The sequence below is a fragment of the Baaleninema sp. genome (assembly GCF_049974805.1).
In the GTDB taxonomy this organism is placed as follows: Bacteria; Cyanobacteriota; Cyanobacteriia; order Cyanobacteriales; family Geitlerinemataceae; genus Baaleninema.
Genome location: NZ_JBNGCO010000073.1, coordinates 10,270 through 26,341, shown reverse-complemented (window position 1 = coordinate 26,341; position 16,072 = coordinate 10,270). Strand labels below are relative to the sequence as shown.

Annotated in this window: 10 protein-coding genes; 6 read left to right on the top strand and 4 right to left on the bottom strand. The window is 50.1% G+C overall.

Annotated elements, in window-relative coordinates:
* The first annotated feature begins 146 nt into the window (after nucleotides 1-146).
* The 3 genes from ACP5D4_RS14335 to ACP5D4_RS14325 are packed head-to-tail and all read left to right on the top strand — an operon-like array spanning nucleotide 147 to nucleotide 3,918.
* Complete coding sequence (locus ACP5D4_RS14335; RefSeq protein ID WP_428012302.1) at nucleotides 147-1,220, top strand: glucose-1-phosphate thymidylyltransferase; 1,074 nt, start codon at nucleotides 147-149, stop codon at nucleotides 1,218-1,220.
* Between the two features lie 35 nt (nucleotides 1,221-1,255).
* Entirely contained in the window at nucleotides 1,256-1,750 is a 495-nt protein-coding gene (locus tag ACP5D4_RS14330) for a hypothetical protein (protein ID WP_428012301.1), read from the top strand.
* Nucleotides 1,747-3,918 (top strand): glycosyltransferase, encoded by a 2,172-nt coding sequence (locus ACP5D4_RS14325; RefSeq protein WP_428012300.1) that lies wholly within the window; start codon nucleotides 1,747-1,749, stop codon nucleotides 3,916-3,918. Before ACP5D4_RS14330 ends, ACP5D4_RS14325 begins: the two co-directional genes overlap by 4 nt.
* A gap of 203 nt (nucleotides 3,919-4,121) precedes the next feature.
* Here the strand turns inward: ACP5D4_RS14325 and ACP5D4_RS14320 are convergent, their stop codons facing one another.
* The 4 genes from ACP5D4_RS14320 to ACP5D4_RS14305 form a co-directional block, all read right to left on the bottom strand.
* Nucleotides 4,122-4,499, bottom strand: coding sequence for a DUF779 domain-containing protein (locus ACP5D4_RS14320; RefSeq protein ID WP_428012299.1), 378 nt, complete (start codon nucleotides 4,497-4,499; stop codon nucleotides 4,122-4,124).
* A 93-nt stretch (nucleotides 4,500-4,592) separates the two neighbouring features.
* Nucleotides 4,593-6,089 (bottom strand): aldehyde dehydrogenase family protein, encoded by a 1,497-nt coding sequence (locus ACP5D4_RS14315; RefSeq protein ID WP_428012298.1) that lies wholly within the window; start codon nucleotides 6,087-6,089, stop codon nucleotides 4,593-4,595.
* A 588-nt stretch (nucleotides 6,090-6,677) separates the two neighbouring features.
* On the bottom strand, nucleotides 6,678-8,885 hold the full coding sequence (locus ACP5D4_RS14310) for a CHASE2 domain-containing protein (RefSeq protein ID WP_428012297.1): 2,208 nt from the start codon (nucleotides 8,883-8,885) through the stop codon (nucleotides 6,678-6,680).
* Between the two features lie 6 nt (nucleotides 8,886-8,891).
* Nucleotides 8,892-9,611, bottom strand: a complete 720-nt coding sequence (locus tag ACP5D4_RS14305) for a DUF928 domain-containing protein (RefSeq protein ID WP_428012296.1) — start codon at nucleotides 9,609-9,611, stop codon at nucleotides 8,892-8,894.
* Between the two features lie 95 nt (nucleotides 9,612-9,706).
* On the opposite strand from ACP5D4_RS14305, the gene ACP5D4_RS14300 reads away from it, so the two are divergent.
* From ACP5D4_RS14300 to arsS, 3 genes are all read left to right on the top strand, one after another.
* On the top strand, nucleotides 9,707-13,372 hold the full coding sequence (locus tag ACP5D4_RS14300) for a CHAT domain-containing tetratricopeptide repeat protein (protein ID WP_428012295.1): 3,666 nt from the start codon (nucleotides 9,707-9,709) through the stop codon (nucleotides 13,370-13,372).
* A gap of 516 nt (nucleotides 13,373-13,888) precedes the next feature.
* The gene (locus ACP5D4_RS14295; RefSeq protein WP_428012294.1) at nucleotides 13,889-14,905 is read left to right on the top strand and encodes an adenosine deaminase; all 1,017 of its coding nucleotides are present in this window, start codon (nucleotides 13,889-13,891) and stop codon (nucleotides 14,903-14,905) included.
* A 163-nt stretch (nucleotides 14,906-15,068) separates the two neighbouring features.
* On the top strand, nucleotides 15,069-16,072 hold a 1,004-nt coding region (arsS, locus tag ACP5D4_RS14290; RefSeq protein WP_428012293.1), incomplete at its 3' end, for an arsenosugar biosynthesis radical SAM (seleno)protein ArsS.

Here is a 16,072-nt window from a genome sequence, read left to right as displayed (position 1 = left end):
GCTACCTGAAGCTGGAGGCATGAAGCCCCCGTGCTTCAGCCGGGGGTGCTGACGTCCCAGGTGGCGCGATCGCACATCGATCGCCTAGGTCTATAATACGAACGCGATCGAACCGCTAACCCGTCGTTGTAATAGATTTCCTCACGATGAAAGCACTGATTCTCTCCGGTGGAAAAGGAACCCGACTTCGTCCGCTAACCTACACGGGGGCGAAACAACTGGTTCCCGTGGCCAACAAGCCGATTCTCTGGTACGGAATTGAAGGAATCGTCGCTGCTGGAATCACCGATATTGGCATTATTATCAGCCCCGAAACGGGGGAGGAAGTCCAAAACCTGACGGGAAAAGGCGATCGATTCGGTGCCAACATCACCTACATTCTTCAAGAAGAACCCGCTGGACTCGCCCACGCCGTCAAAGTGGCGCAACCGTTTCTCGGCGACTCGCCCTTCATTATGTATTTGGGCGACAACCTGATTCAAAGCGATTTGACGCCGTTTCTCCAGGATTTCACAACCCACAAACTGGACGCCTTGATTTTGCTGCGCCCTGTAGATAACCCCACTGCTTTCGGGGTGGCGAAAGTGGACGAGTCCGGGCGGGTGTTGCAACTGGTGGAAAAACCACAAGTTCCGCCGTCTAATTTAGCCCTGGTGGGAATTTATTACTTTTCCCCCAAAGTTCACGAGGCGATCGCGCAAATCAAACCTTCCGCGCGAGGAGAGTTGGAAATTACCGACGCCATTCAAAACTTGATCGATCGATCGCAACCCGTCGAATCCCGAATTTTAGAGGGGTGGTGGTTGGACACCGGGAAAAAAGACGATCTCCTCAGCGCTAACCAAATCATCCTCGATAGCGACGTCCGAACCGAGATTTACGGCGAACTCGACGGCGACAGCCAAGCGATAGGACGGGTGAAAATCGGTCGCGGAACCACCGTTAAAAACTCCTCGATTCGCGGTCCGGTGGTCATCGGCGAAAATTGTCACATCGAAAACTGCTTTATCGGCCCCTACAGCAGCATCGCCGACAACGTGAGCTTGATCGACGCGGATCTCGAACACAGTGTAATCTTGCAAGAGGCAAAAATCGAAGGGATTCACCAACGCATCGTCGATAGCTTAATCGGTCGTCGCGCCCATGTCGGCGCCGCCCGCCCCCGTCCCAAAGCCTTGCGCTTTATGGTCGGTGATGACTGTCAAATCGAGTTAGTCTGAACGGTGAGTTGAAGTTCAACGGGAAATACTGAACTGTGGACAACGCGAAAATCCTGCGCCAGGTGCGCCAAAGCCTCTCGGCGGAAATTGGAATTGAAGACGCGCCGTCGCCGATGGGGGAGTCGGTGGAGACGCTGCGAGATGGGGAAGAGGAAGATTTGCGATTGATGCAGCGGGGGGCGGATATTTATAACGTTCCCCTCGCCCCGTTGAACCGCTTGGGGCGTCTGTTGGGGAAGGTGCGGAAAATCGGTCGTAAGGTTCTCAAGCCGATTTTGATGCGTCAGGTGGCGTACAACGGCGCAAACGCTCGCGTGGCGGAGGTGTTGCTCGATCGCGTGGCGGAATGTCGCCGAGATATCGATCGCCTCTCCCAACGACTCGACAGCCTGGAAAGCCGCGATACCCAGGATTACGACGCCGCCATCAATAACTTGCAACAGCAGATCGATCGCATCGCGACCACCCAACGCCAGCACAAACGCGCCATCGAACGGTTAATCCGCGAACGCCATCAGACCCCCTCATGACCCAATCTCTTCCGTTTTGTTCGTTTGTTATTGTCAATTACAACGGCTTGCGCCATCTCCGAGGTTGTTTCGAGTCGGTGCAAGCCTTAAACTATCCCAGCGATCGCATCGAAATTATCGCCGTCGATAACGGGTCGAAAGACGGTTCGATCGAGTATATCAACCGCCAGTTTCCCGAGGTTCGCACCCTCGTCAACCCCAGCAACAACTTCGCCGCCGCCCTCAACTTGGGGGTGGAACTGTCTCAGGGGGAATATGTGGCGTTTCTCAACAACGACGCCCGCGTTAGCCCGGACTGGTTGCGCCTCCTCGTCGATTACCTAGAAGACCATTTCCGCGTGGGTGCAGCGGCGGGGAAAATTTGCTTTCCCGACGGGCGCATTAACAGTGTCGGTCATCGGCGACTTCCCGATTATTACTGGGAAGACATCGGTTTCGGAGAAGCGGACGAGGGACAGTTCGAGGAACCGATGGAAGTGGAGGGGTTATGTTGGGCGGCGACGCTGTTTCGTCGGGAATGTTTGGACCACGTGGGGCCGGTGGACGAAGAGTTCGTCATGTATTTCGAGGATGTGGAATACTCGAAACGCTGTTATAACGAGGGCTGGCCGCTGCATTACGTTCCCCAAGCCTTGGTGGAACACGAGGGCGGTGGGTCGAGTTCGGGAACGGGGTTGACCGCCTATTTTTGCAATCGCAACCGCTTTTTATATTTGGCGAAACACGAACCCCAGGAATTGTTACACGGGGTTCAAACTTCGGTTTTTTGGATCGAAAAACACTACAGTTTACTCTACGATACGCTGTTGGTGACGTTTAAAAAACTCATGGAATGTCACCGGGCTGAAACGGTGAATGCGGTGTTACCGAAACTCTGTCAGCGGTTGGCGCCGGTGTACGGGGCGCGGGATATCGATAAGCTTTTGGCGCGGGTGGAGGTGATTCTCGGCTATCGCAAACCGTCGATGGCGATTTACGATCCCGCACTGCATTTTATTGGCGGCGGACAGCGATATTTGGCGACGCTGGCTTCGATTTTACAAGACCAGTTTGAGATTACGTTTGTTGGCAACCGTTCGGTTTCGATCGCCCAGTTAGAATCCTGGTACGGTTTGGATTTATCTCAATGTTCTGTCAAAATCGTGCCGTTACCGTTTTTTGAGAAGCGGGGCGCTCGTCATATCGATGCGACTTGGGTGACGGCGGATAAGAAAAATCCGTTCGATGCGATCGCCCGAGAAAGTCAGCACTACGATATTTTTCTCAACGCTAACCAACTGACGAAAGTTACGCCGCTTTCGCCGATTTCGGTCTTTTTCTGTCACTTCCCCGACAGCTATCGCGAGGCGTATTTTGCGGTCGATCGATATACTTTTATTGTGGTAAATAGTAATTATACCACAAAATGGCTTCAAAAACGTTGGCGTCTCAATCCCAGTTTGTTGATTTATCCTCCTGTAGAAATGGCGGGAGAAAAACGAGAAAATGAGAAGATTAAAGATAATATTAAAGAGAATATGATTCTAGCCGTTGGACGGTTTGAAGAAGGGGGAACCAAGAAACAACTGGAACTGGTTGAAGCGTTCGATCGACTCTGTGGTGAAAATCCAGACATCGCTCAAACCTGGAAACTGGTTATCGTCGGCGGAAGTACGCCTAAAAACGGCTATTTACAACAGGTGCAAAAGCGCGTTAGCGCCGTTTCGGGGACGGTAGAACTGCATGTTAACGCCGAATTGGACGAATTGAAATCGCTCTATGCAACAGCGAAAATATTCTGGCATTTAAGCGGGTTGCACGAATTCGATCCCGAACGCTTTGAACATTTCGGAATGGCGACAGTAGAAGCGATGCAAAATTATTGCGTTCCTGTGGTTTTTAACGGTGGCGGACAGCGGGAAATTGTTGAATCGGGAAAATCGGGGTTTTTAATCGATTCGATCGAGCAACTTTGCGCCCGAACTCAGCAACTGATTCAGCAACCGGAATTACTGGAAAGATTGAGTCAAAAAGCGTTCGATCGTGGTTTAGAATTCGGACGAGAACCCTTTGAGCGCAAAGTGAAAGAATTTTTCAATATTATATACGAAGAATACGCCAATTTAAAACTTCCCGATCCGGCAGAAATTGCCAAATCGGGATTGATGCGCGATCGCTCCGAAATTTGATGAATCATAACAAGTTTTGATAACCCTACTATAGATATTTGTAATAGATATTTGTAGACGCAATAAAGCTTACTGTTGTTGGGTTTCGCTTTCGCTACACCTAACCTACGCAACTACGCAACAACACAGTTTCGCGATGGCGAGAAACCCGGTATCTACAACAAGATACCGGGTTTCTGAGGTATTTCCCCAATTTTGGGGTTCTACAATTCTACCATTTCAACGGCTCTAACATGGGGCAATTCTTCATCGGTAAACAGCCGAGATACCGTGAGAAAGCGAACGCCGAGGGGAATTTCCAACGAAAAACTCGATCCTCTGCCTTCAGTGACATCAATTTTAACCTGCATATACTTATAATATGCAAACTGATCCGATGCCATATAGAACTTACAGCCGTGAATTTCCCCCAAACAAACATCTCGCGAACCGAGTCGAAAATCGCCCACCGCGAAGCACATTGGCGCCGAACCATCGCAGCATCCGCCGCTTTGATGAAACATCAGTTCGCCGTGTTCGGCTTTTAGTCGATCGATAATTTCTTTCGCCTTTTCAGTAATCGAAACTCGTTCTACAATCATATTCAAACTCTCTACAAAATTCAATTTGGTAGATTGAATTTTGATAACTTAATCCAATCTACCAAAAAGCAGTCAAAACTCAGAAATCAGGAATTAGAAAAAGCCTAAAGGCTGCTTATCATAAGACACCAACAGGTTTTTTGTATGACGATAATGGTCGAGCATCATCTTGTGAGTTTCCCGTCCGATGCCAGATTTCTTATAACCGCCAAAGGACGCATGAGCGGGATATAAATGATAGCAATTGCACCAAACCCGTCCCGCTTCAATACCGCGACTCAAGGTCTGCATTTCGTGAACGTCGCGAGTCCAAACCCCAGCCCCCAAACCGTAAATGGTATCGTTAGCAATCTCCAACGCCTCGGCTTCGTCTTTAAACGTGGTAACGCTTACCACCGGGCCGAAAATTTCCTCTTGGAAAATCCGCATCTTGTTATGACCCTTAAACACCGTCGGTTCGATGTAGTAGCCGTTGGGACGTGCGGGGTTGTCGTAGGCGTTTCCGCCGATTAAAATTTCTGCCCCTTCCTGTTTGCCAATGTCGATATAATTGAGAATCTTCTCGTATTGGTCTTTCGATGCTTGCGCCCCCATCATAGTGGTTGAATCGAGGGGGTCTCCCAATCGAATCGCCTCCACTCGCTGGAGACAACGGGCGATAAATTCATCGTAAATGCTCTCTTGAATCAACGCCCGAGAGGGACAGGTACAAACTTCGCCTTGATTCAACGCAAACATGACGAATCCTTCGATGGCTTTGTCGAGAAATTCGTCGTCTTTCGCCATAACGCTTTCACAGAAAACATTGGGAGATTTCCCACCCAGTTCCAAGGTGACGGGGATAATGTTTTCCGAAGCGTATTGCATAATCAACCGCCCCGTGGTGGTTTCTCCCGTAAACGCGACTTTTTTCACATCGGGATGGCTGGCTAAAGGTTTTCCGGCTTCGGGTCCAAATCCGTTGACAACGTTCACCACCCCAGGGGGTAATAAATCGGCGATGAGTTCGATGACAAATAGAATCGAAAGGGGTGTTTGTTCGGCGGGTTTTAAAATCACGCAGTTTCCCGCAGCTAGGGCGGGGGCGAGTTTCCAAGTCGCCATTAAAATGGGAAAATTCCAGGGAATAATTTGCGCGACAACGCCCAGGGGTTCGTGAATTTCGAGGGAAACTGTGTTGCTGTCGAGATCGGAAATTTCTCCGGCTTCGCCGCGAATGACGCTGGCGAAATAGCGAAAGTGATCGATACTCAGGGGTATGTCCGCCGCTAAGGTTTCTCGAACGGATTTTCCGTTATCCCAGGTTTCGACAACGGCTAAAGTTTCCAGGTTTTCTTCTAATCGATCGGCGATTTTCAGTAAGAGTTGACTGCGTTCGGAAACTGAGGTTTTGTTCCAAGTTGCGGCGGCTTTCCAAGCGGATTCGACGGCAATATCGATGTCTTTGCGATTGGATTGTGCCACTTTCGCCAGGATGCTGCCATCGACGGGAGAGGGGTTTTCAAAGTATCGTCCGTCAACGGGGGCGACCCATTTTCCGTTAATGAAGTTATCGTATTTTTCTTTGAAGTTGGGCTTGTTATAGGCCATTTTTTGCTTTTAGTTAATGTCTAAAAACAGGTCGATCGAACGCCGAATGTATGTTTTTTTGCTGGATTTCAGTCTTTTTTATTCTGTTTATAGGAACGTCAACTGATTTACAAAAACAGCGTCATTAAACCCCCACAGAGGAGTTTTACTCCAAGTTTTTGGCATTTTGAAGATGTTGGACATTTCAGGAAAGATGGAGTTCTCTCGATGTTTGTTGGCTAACTGTTTAAGGTTGCTATATATTTTTCAGTCAACTCAAAATACCAGCGAAGTGTCAGACAGTTCCGACATTCGATCGGGTGCATCTCAGAAATGTAAGTTTATCAGATTGGAGTCTCTGCAATGAATTGAGCTGTTGTTGGGTTTCGCTTTCGCTACACCCAACCTACGCAACTTTTGCTACGTCAAACTCATATTTTTACAAAAGTGAGATGCACTCCATTCGATCGACCCATATTTTAGAACACTGGCTTTCAAGCAAACCGATAATTTTTATGAATTTAAGTTAAAATATATTGCGAGTTCAACGATTCTAGAACCATTTTAACGACTTCGATCGCCATTTTTACTTGTTCTTCAAACCCTTTTTTAAACCCCTTTCAAATCGAGAGAACATCGCCGAAGCAGTGCGTCAAGTTGAGGTGTTTTCGCCGTAAACCGCACGTAAAACCGCGTTTCGTCATCTTCCTGGCGTCGGGTGACTTTGGCGTAAATATCTCCAATTCCAACCCCTTCGCCGTTGGTGATATTGATTTTTAGATTGGTTAGAGGTTCCTCAATCGAGTTTCCTTGAATTTCCGCCGCGCAATCGGATAGCTGTAAAATTCGCCCCGTATTCGAGATATCTCGTACTGATTTCCCTGAAAGTTCTCGATATAAAACTTCTACGGGTTCGGAAAGTTTGACCAGTTCTTCTTCAACGGAGGGAAGTTTTAACGAATACTTTCCTGAAATTCCTGTAACATCGTGAATTAAAATTGAATTTTCAAAGCCTTTGACTTCAATCTCAAAGGTTCGATCGATATTTAACTGTCCTAAAACACCCTGTTTTGTCGAGTCTGAAATCAACACCTGACCGCCTACCGTACAGGACTCAATTCTAGCTGCCAGGTTAATATGACTGCCAATCACCGACCATTTCGCCCGTTTAGACGAGCCGATATTTCCGACTACGACTTCTCCGGTATTGATGCCGATGCCCATTTGGATTTCTGGGAGATTTTTTCCGGTTAATTTTTGATTGATTTTGGGCATTGCCGCTTCCATCGCCAAGGCACAGGCGATCGCGCGATCGATATCATCTTCGGCAGAAATGGGCGCCCCAAAAAATACTAAAATACCATCTCCGATAAACTCGTTAATCGTACCTTTATAATAGGTAATAATATCGGTCATTTCTGCGAGATAAATATCGAGGAGTTCCACCACTCGTTCCGGCGTCAACTGTTCTGAAAGCGTCGAAAACCCCCGCAGATCCGACATTAAAATCGTAACGACTTGTCGGCGACATTGAAAATTTAAGCCTTCCGGCGTTTCCAGCAACGTCGCCACCACTTCGTCGGTAATGTAACGACCGAAAATCCGACGAAGCTGCGTCGCACTGGCTGCCAAATAAATGGCGATGGCCGCCGCCGAACCAAAAATTCCCAACAGTGGCGGCACCACAGGAAGCCACCATCCTCGTGCAAAAGCCGCCCAAACTGCCGCGAAAACGCCAATTCCCAAAACGCCCCAGCCAAGCCACAACGAAACCGACAAACGAGAGGCTTCAAAAACATGGCGTTTCTGCCAACTCCACAGAGACGCCAGCACAATCCAGGACAGAATCCACAGCCATTCAACGGGTTCCGAGAGCGATCGAATCGGCGGACGTTCTCCCAACGCCGTGGCGATAATCTGACGGGTAATATGGCCTTGAATTTCCACCCCCGTCATATATCCGAGGGGCGTCAAATGAATGTCGTTGGCACTTTCCGCCACGTAACCGATTAAAACGATGCGATCGCGGAAAAAGTCCGGCGATACCCTTCCCGAGAGGATATCCGTGAGGGAAACGCGATCGATCGAACTGTTGCGATAATCGATAAGAATCTGATAGCCGCTATCGTCGGCTCTCACATAGCCCCCATCGTCGCCTCGAAACTGGGGAAACCTCGCCGCCCCCAACTGCATCGTATCGGGGTCTTGGGGGGCGGGTTCCGGTTCGATGTTGTAAGGTTTGAGGTACTGTTGAGCTAACTGCAACCCCAACCCCGTCACGAGTTCGCTGTCGGTCGATCGAATAAACAAATACGCCCGCCGCATCTTCCCATCATCGTCGCTTTTCACGTCGTTGGCGCCGACTTGCCCCGCTTCTGTCAAAATAGCATTGGCGTCGATGGGAGGATTGCCGTTCCAGCCCACGACTTTCCGAATACCGATAAGATTGGGAGTGGTAGCGAAGACGCGATCGAGGCGATCGGAACCAGGAGGATGGGGCAAATCCCGGTAAATATCGAGGCCGATGGCGCGAGGATTCGCCTCGCGAATCCTTTCGAGAAGTTGCGCCAGTTCCCCATCCGACAAAACCGGACGCCCTAAAGTTTCCGTAATATCCTTTTCCGTCACGCCCACCAACATCACGCGGGAGGCGGGGGGTTCGGGCGGACGCCAACGCAACAGCCCATCGTAAGCCGCCAGTTCCAAGGGTTGCAACGCGCCCGCCAAGCGCAACAGAGCCAGAATAGCCGTGACGCTAGGAATCGAGGCGATCGCGCCGCGCCACTGCCACAGCCAACCTCGAAACCCTTGCCCCATTACCGCTCACTCGTCAAAAGCCCAGCGTCCGACGAGGGGAATTTCCGCATACTCGCCCAACTCTGCCGACTCTAACAAAGATTTCCAAGCGGCGTCGAGTTCCTCGTTGTCAGGATCGGCCAGTCGCGCTTCAAATAAGCCTTCGAGGGAATCGTACCAAATGCCATCGCGGGCGCACAGTGCCGGCCGTTCCGTACAGCTGTCGCTTCCGAGAGCGTCGCGAACCTCTGGCGTCGGTTCGACGATGCGAAACTCGCCCACGCTGATGGGATTTTGGCTGTTATCCACCTCGTTGCAGAGAATGCGAACCGACCAATTGTAAGTGACGTCTGGTTCGAGTTCGGGGATTTCTGGGGGGGAGAGGGCGATGGTTCCCCCGGTATCGGGAAGCGGGAACGTGGAACGATAGAGAGAACCTTCCTCGTCGAAAATCCGCAGTTCGCCACGATCGACCCCTTCTTCCGTCACCAGGGGCAACACTGCCAGAAATCCCGGTAACGCCTCGGTGGTAAGGGGACTGTTGGCAGGGACGAGGAGCGCGATCTCCGCGCCTTCTGCGATACAAGTGCCGCCGTCGCGAACGGGACCGCGCGTTCCGGTGCCTCGCGTCCCGTCTTGTGTGGGTTCGACGCGCGGCTCGAAGGCGGGATAGTTACCGTCGAGTTGGGCGAGGGTGGAACCCTTGGCGACGAGTGCGATGGCGAGAATAAAGCTGAATGAAAACATTTTTGAGTCAAACCCTTGCATAACAGGAAATCCCCCTACCCTGTAGTTTAACTGTCCGAGGGTAGCGATTCGGGAAAAATCTGATTAAAACGGAATTGAAACTGTCTCGCAACGTGGCGGTACAGTTGAGACGAACGGATGGAGACTGTCGGGAGATGGCGAAGTTGAGTTCGATACCAATTTTCCAAAATCATGCCAGAGATGTCTGTAGGGGCGAACGGCGTTCGCCCGAGTTCAGCCGAGGATCTGTGGCAGGATTCTCGAAAAAAGGTTGGGCAGGGGCGATAATCGCGGTGTCGATCGCCCTGAGTGGGGGAATTGCCGGAAATCTTAATGCAGCGGTGGCGCAGCCTCGAGAAGATAGCGAGACGCAAGTACAGGAAAGCCGCCAAGCTGAAGCCGATCGCTTGTTTGAGGAAGGGTTCGCTCTCAGCGAACAAGCGACGATGGAATCCCGTCAAGCCGCGATCGCCATTTGGGAACGCAGCCTCGAACTGTATCGACAACTCCGACAGCCTGAAAACGAAGCCAAAACGCTTCGCTATATGGGTCAAGCGTACTACGCGCTCGGAGAATTGCAGCAAGCTCTCGAGTATTACCAGCAAGCTTTACCGATTCATCGACAGGTGGGCGATCGAGAAGGGGAGATGGCTATTTTATTGGGTATTGGTGAGGTATACCATCTCTCAGGACAGGTACAGCAAGCTCTCGAGTATTACCAGCAAGCCTTGATGTTGGCGCGGGAAGCGAGCGATCGATCTCAGGAAGCCTCTTCTCTGAACAACATCGGGACAGCTTATCAGTTTTTGGGGCAACCTCGACTTGCCCTAGACTATCTCGATCGCGCGTTGTCCATCCATCAAGAGCTAGGCGATCGCGAAGAAGAAGCCAAAACACTGAGCAATATTGGTTTTGTCTATACTAACCTGGGAGACCGACAGCAAGCCCTCGAGTATTTCGATCGAGCTTTGTCGTTGGCTCGAACTGTAGGCGATCGAGATGTCGAAGCGACGCTTCTTAACAATCTCGGTGGTATCTATCAGGGGTGGGGACAACTTCAGCCAGCACTTGAATATTACGAACAAGCGTTAGCTCTCGATCGAGAAACTGGCAACCGCAATCGAGAGGCGATAACGCTCAACAATATCGGTTCGCTTTACGAAAATCTGGGACAGAGATTGCAAGCCCTAGAGTATTTTCAACAAGCTTTACCCATTTTTCGCGAATTAGGAAATCAGAGAATTGAAGCCGTTACGCTTAACAATATTGGGACAATTTTTCAAAGTATAGGGGAAGTTAATTCAGCCCTCAACTATTACGAAAAAGCTTTAAGCGTTCATCAAGAGTTACAAAACCAAGATGCCGAAGCCGCGACACTGAACAACATCGGCTTCGCCTACGAAAGTCTCGGCAAGCCTCAGCAAGCCCTAGAGTATTTCAATCGAGCTTTATTAATTCTGCGGGATGTCGGAAATGTAAATGGCGAAGCTTCTGTTCTCAATAATATTGGAAGTATCTACGATAACTTAGGACAACGACAAGAAGCTCTGAATGCCTACGAACGAGCGTTAGTGATTTTTCGACAAGTGGGCGATCGCGCGGGAGAAGCATCTACGCTCAACAATATTGGGAGGGTTTACAAAACACTAGGACAGTTACAGTTAGCCTTAGACTATTACAATCAAACCTTGTCGATGGAGCGAGAAGTGGGCGATCGTGCAGGAGTTGCCACCACCCTCAATAATATCGGAACAGTCTACGACAACCTCGGAGAGTTTCAGACCGCCCTAGAATATTACGAACAATCTTTGCCAATGTTGCGAGAAGTGGGCGATCGAACAGGAGAAGCGAATACCCTGGCCAACATGGGAGGCGTCTATAAAGAACTCGAACAGTTCCAGAAAGCTCTCGAGTATTACGAACAAGCCTTATCCATATATCAAGAGGTAGAAAATCGAACCGGACTCGCCGGCGTTTTGAATAACATTGGGTTAGCCTACAATCTCTTAGGACAACCCCAGCAAGCCCGAAACTATTACGAACGAGCCTTGTCGATCGAGCGTGAAATCGGCAACCGAGACGGAGAGGCGACAACTCTCAACAACCTCGCTTGGACTTATCGCACATCAGGGAATCTCGAAGCCGCCCTCACCCACATTGAAGCAGCGATCGATCTCCTCGAAAACTTGCGGTTAGAACTCAGCAGTTCCGAACTCCGAACCTCCTACTTCGCCACCGTCCAAGACTATTACAGCTTTTACATCGACCTGTTGATGGAACTGCACCAACAGCAACCCAACTCAGGTTACGACGCCCGCGCCTTCCACGCCAGCGAACGCACCCGTACCCGCTCTCTCCTCGAACTCCTCGCCGAAGCTAACATCGATATGCGTCGCGGTATCCCCCCCGAACTCACCCAACGAGAAACCCAACTGCGACAACAACTCAACGCCGCTGCAATCCGACAACAGGAACTCTGGAACAGTGGCGAACCGGACGACGCCGCCGTTGAGGAAATTCGCAATCAGATTTCGCAACTCGAAATCCAACTGCAACAAGTCGAAGCCGAAATTCGCCAAGCCAGTCTAGAAGCTGCCGCCTTGAAATATCCCGAACCCCTGACCCTGGAAGCGGTACAGCGACAAGTAGTCGATGACGAAACCGTACTGTTGCAATATTCCCTCGGCGAAAACCGCAGTTTTGTTTGGGTCGTTACCCCAGATTCAATTTCCAGCATCGAACTCCCCCCACGGGACGAGATTACGACACTCGCCAACGACTTACGCCGGGTTCTCTCGGACCCATACGCCGGAAGCCGCGATTTGAAAAATGTTGCCCGTCCCCTCTCAGACGCCATTCTCGCGCCAGTTGCCGATCGATTAGGCGACCAACGGCTTCTCATCGTCGCTGACGGCATTTTACAAACCCTTCCCTTTGCCGTTCTCGCCATCCCCGGAGAGGAAGAATACGCGCCGCTGTTGGTGGATTACGAAATCGTCAATTCTCCTTCATCGTCTCTCATCGGAACAGTGCGTGAGTTTCACAGGAATCGATCGCAACCCAGCCAAACCCTGGCCGTCGTAGCCGATCCGGTGTTTGGGGGAGAAGACGACACTCGCGCCACCGTCCGAGGCGAAGACGACCCGCTTCGCAGCAGTTGTTACGACACCACACCCCGACGCCTCCCGGGAACCGCCGCCGAAGCTGAGACGGTGGCGGCGTTGCTACCGTCTTCAGAAACCTTGATGGCGGTGGAGTTTGACGCCCAGCGGCAACTGGTACTCAGCGACGCACTCAGCAACTACCGCATCGTTCATCTGGCCACACACGGCTGTTTCGACGAAACCAACCCTCGGTTGTCGGCGTTGGCGTTGTCCCTGGTGGACGAAGCGGGAAATCCCGTTGATGGCTATTTACGGTTACACGATATTTACAACCTCAATTTACCCGCCGATTTGGTGGTGTTGAGCGCCTGTCAAACCGCCGTGGGTGACAATATTCGCGGCGAGGGCGTCGTGGGGTTGACGCGGGGCTTTTTCCAAGCGGGAACTTCGCGGTTAATTGCGTCCTTGTGGAGCGTTTCCGATGCTTCGACGGCGCGGTTGATGGAACAGTTTTATCAGAATTATTTGGAGGAGGGGATGACGCCATCTGAGGCGTTGCGGGAGGTGCAGTTACGGATGTGGCGCGGTGAGGAAAATCCGCAATGGCGCAATCCTTATTATTGGGCGGCGTTCGTGTTTCAGGGAGAATGGCGTTAGTTGTTACCATATAATTTTTTTTTGTCAATAGTCGTAATTCGGCGAGAGTTACGCACTGGTCGGTCAAGAAACCCGGTTTTTCGTTTCAACCGCTGAAACCACAGAATTCTGTTAAGAAGCCGGGTTTCTGCGTACTGAGTAAAAACATCTGGGTCTATTGAAATTGCGGTGTAATTCGATCGCTTACGATCCCAATACCCTGGTAGGGGCGCAAATTTGCGCCCCTACACCAACGGTTTCGGAATTTCATAAAATTTCATAAACTTTGCTTGTCATCCTAACGGCAACAGCCCCAAACATCTCTTATGAATTTAAAAATATCAGCTAATTTCATCCTCTACAAAAGCAAGATTTTAGGGAAAAAGTATTTCTATTTCGGGTTATTTTTTGGCAAAAACAAGTCTGTTTTTTGCCAAAAGCCACCTAAAGCCACTTACATAGAAAATATTATATATCTTATGTCACTCCCACAGGTATACAATAATAAATAAGATCGATCCTCGCCCTCAAGCCACCATGAACGCCTTTCTTCGAGACATCCCCAAAGCCGAACTTCACCTTCATCTCGAAGGAACCCTAGAACCGGAACTGATGTTTTCCATCGCCCAGCGTAACGGCATTTCATTGCCCTTTGAATCCATCGAATCCGCGAGAAACGCCTATCAATTTACCGATTTACAGTCGTTTCTCGATATTTACTACGCCGGCGCGAACGTATTGCAGACGGAACGGGATTTTTACGAGTTGACGCGGGCGTATTTCCAAAAAGCAGCCCGTCAAAACCTGCGTCACGTCGAAATTTTTTTCGATCCTCAAACTCACACCGATCGCGGCATCGAATTTGAAACCGTTTTAAACGGGATATATTACGCCTTAAAAGAGGCTAAAAGCGAGTTCGGAATATCATCGAAATTAATCCTCTGTTTCCTGCGCCATCTCAGTGCAGACGCGGCAATGGCAACCCTAGAAAAAGCTATTTTTTACCAAGATAAAATCGTCGCCGTAGGATTAGACTCCTCCGAAATCGGACATCCCCCAGCAAAGTTTAAAACGGTGTTCGATCGCGCCCGTCAAAACGGCTTCCTCACCGTCGCCCACGCCGGAGAAGAAGGGCCTCCAGAGTATATTTGGCAGGCGTTAGAATTACTCAAAGTCTCTCGAATCGACCACGGCGTTCGCTGTCTCGAAGACGAAAAATTAGTCGAAAGATTGCATCGAGACAGAATCCCTCTCACCGTTTGTCCTCTCTCGAACATCAAATTATGCGTGTTTGATTCTATCGAAAAGCACAACTTAAAACAACTGCTCGATCGCGGCTTATGCGTCACCATCAACTCAGACGACCCCGCCTATTTCGGCGGTTACGTTCTCGAAAACCTTGAAGCAGTCCAAACCGGGTTAAACCTCAGCCGCCAAGACATCGTACAGTTGGCGAAAAACTCGTTTACTGCGTCGTTTTTACCCGAAGATAGCAAACAAGCATATCTCGAGGAAATCGACGATTTTGTGGCTTCATTTTCCGAAGTCGAATAAGGAAGTTTTCTTAAAATTGGAGCGGTCTTTGTATCCTGAGAATACCAAGACCCGTAAAGGGCGAACACCGTTCGCCCCGACACCCAGAATTTCGGTATCCTATAAAATTAGCGTATCCACCTAAAACCAACAGACTCAGAAAACCCATCCCCAAAACCGCTTCATGGTACAGACGCCGAGATCTAAAACCGTTTCCATCACCCCGTTCGATCGAAAACTCGATCGAACCCTCACCAAACAGAAAATCACCGTATTGCAAATCAACCTCGGGAAAAAGTGCAACCTCGCCTGCACCCACTGTCACGTCGAAGCCAGTCCCAACCGAACCGAAGAACTCAGCCAAGAAGTCTGCAACCAACTCCTCGAAGTCATTCATCGCTTTCCCCAAATCGAAACCGTCGATTTAACCGGAGGTGCGCCAGAGATGAACTTCGGCTTCAAACCCCTCATCGAAGCCGCCAGCCATACCGGAAAAGAAATTATCGTGCGATCGAACCTCACCATTTTCTTCGTTCCCGGCTACGAAGACTTACCCGAATACTTCACCAAACACCGAGTTCGCGTCGTCGCCTCCCTTCCCTGCTACCTCGCCGAAAACGTCGATAAAATGCGCGGAAACGGCGTCTTCGACAGTTCGATTCGCGCCTTACAGCAGTTGAACCAATTAGGATACGGTCGAAATCCAGAACTGAAATTAGATTTAGTCTACAACCCGCCGATTCCCACCTCAGAAGATAAATTTTCCCTTCCTCCCGCACAAGCCGGACTCGAAAAAGCTTACAAACAACATCTCAGCCAACACTTCGGAATCGTTTTTAACCACTTACTGACAATTACCAACCTTCCCATCGGACGCACCAAACAGTTTTTACAACGTCAAAACCTCGATCGCACCTATACCCGATTCCTCGAAGAGAACTTCAACCCCGACACGGTAGACGGGTTGATGTGTCGCAACCAGCTTTCAGTAGACTATCGCGGAAACCTCTACGACTGCGACTTCAACCAAATGGAAGAGGTTTCCGCCGTCGACCGAAACGGCGAACCCCTAACCCTCACCAAATTGCTCGAACATGGAAGCCTCGACCTTATCGAAACCATCCAAACCGAATCCTACTGTTACGGATGCACCGCTGGCTGTGGTTCCAGTTGCGGCGGCGCCTTATC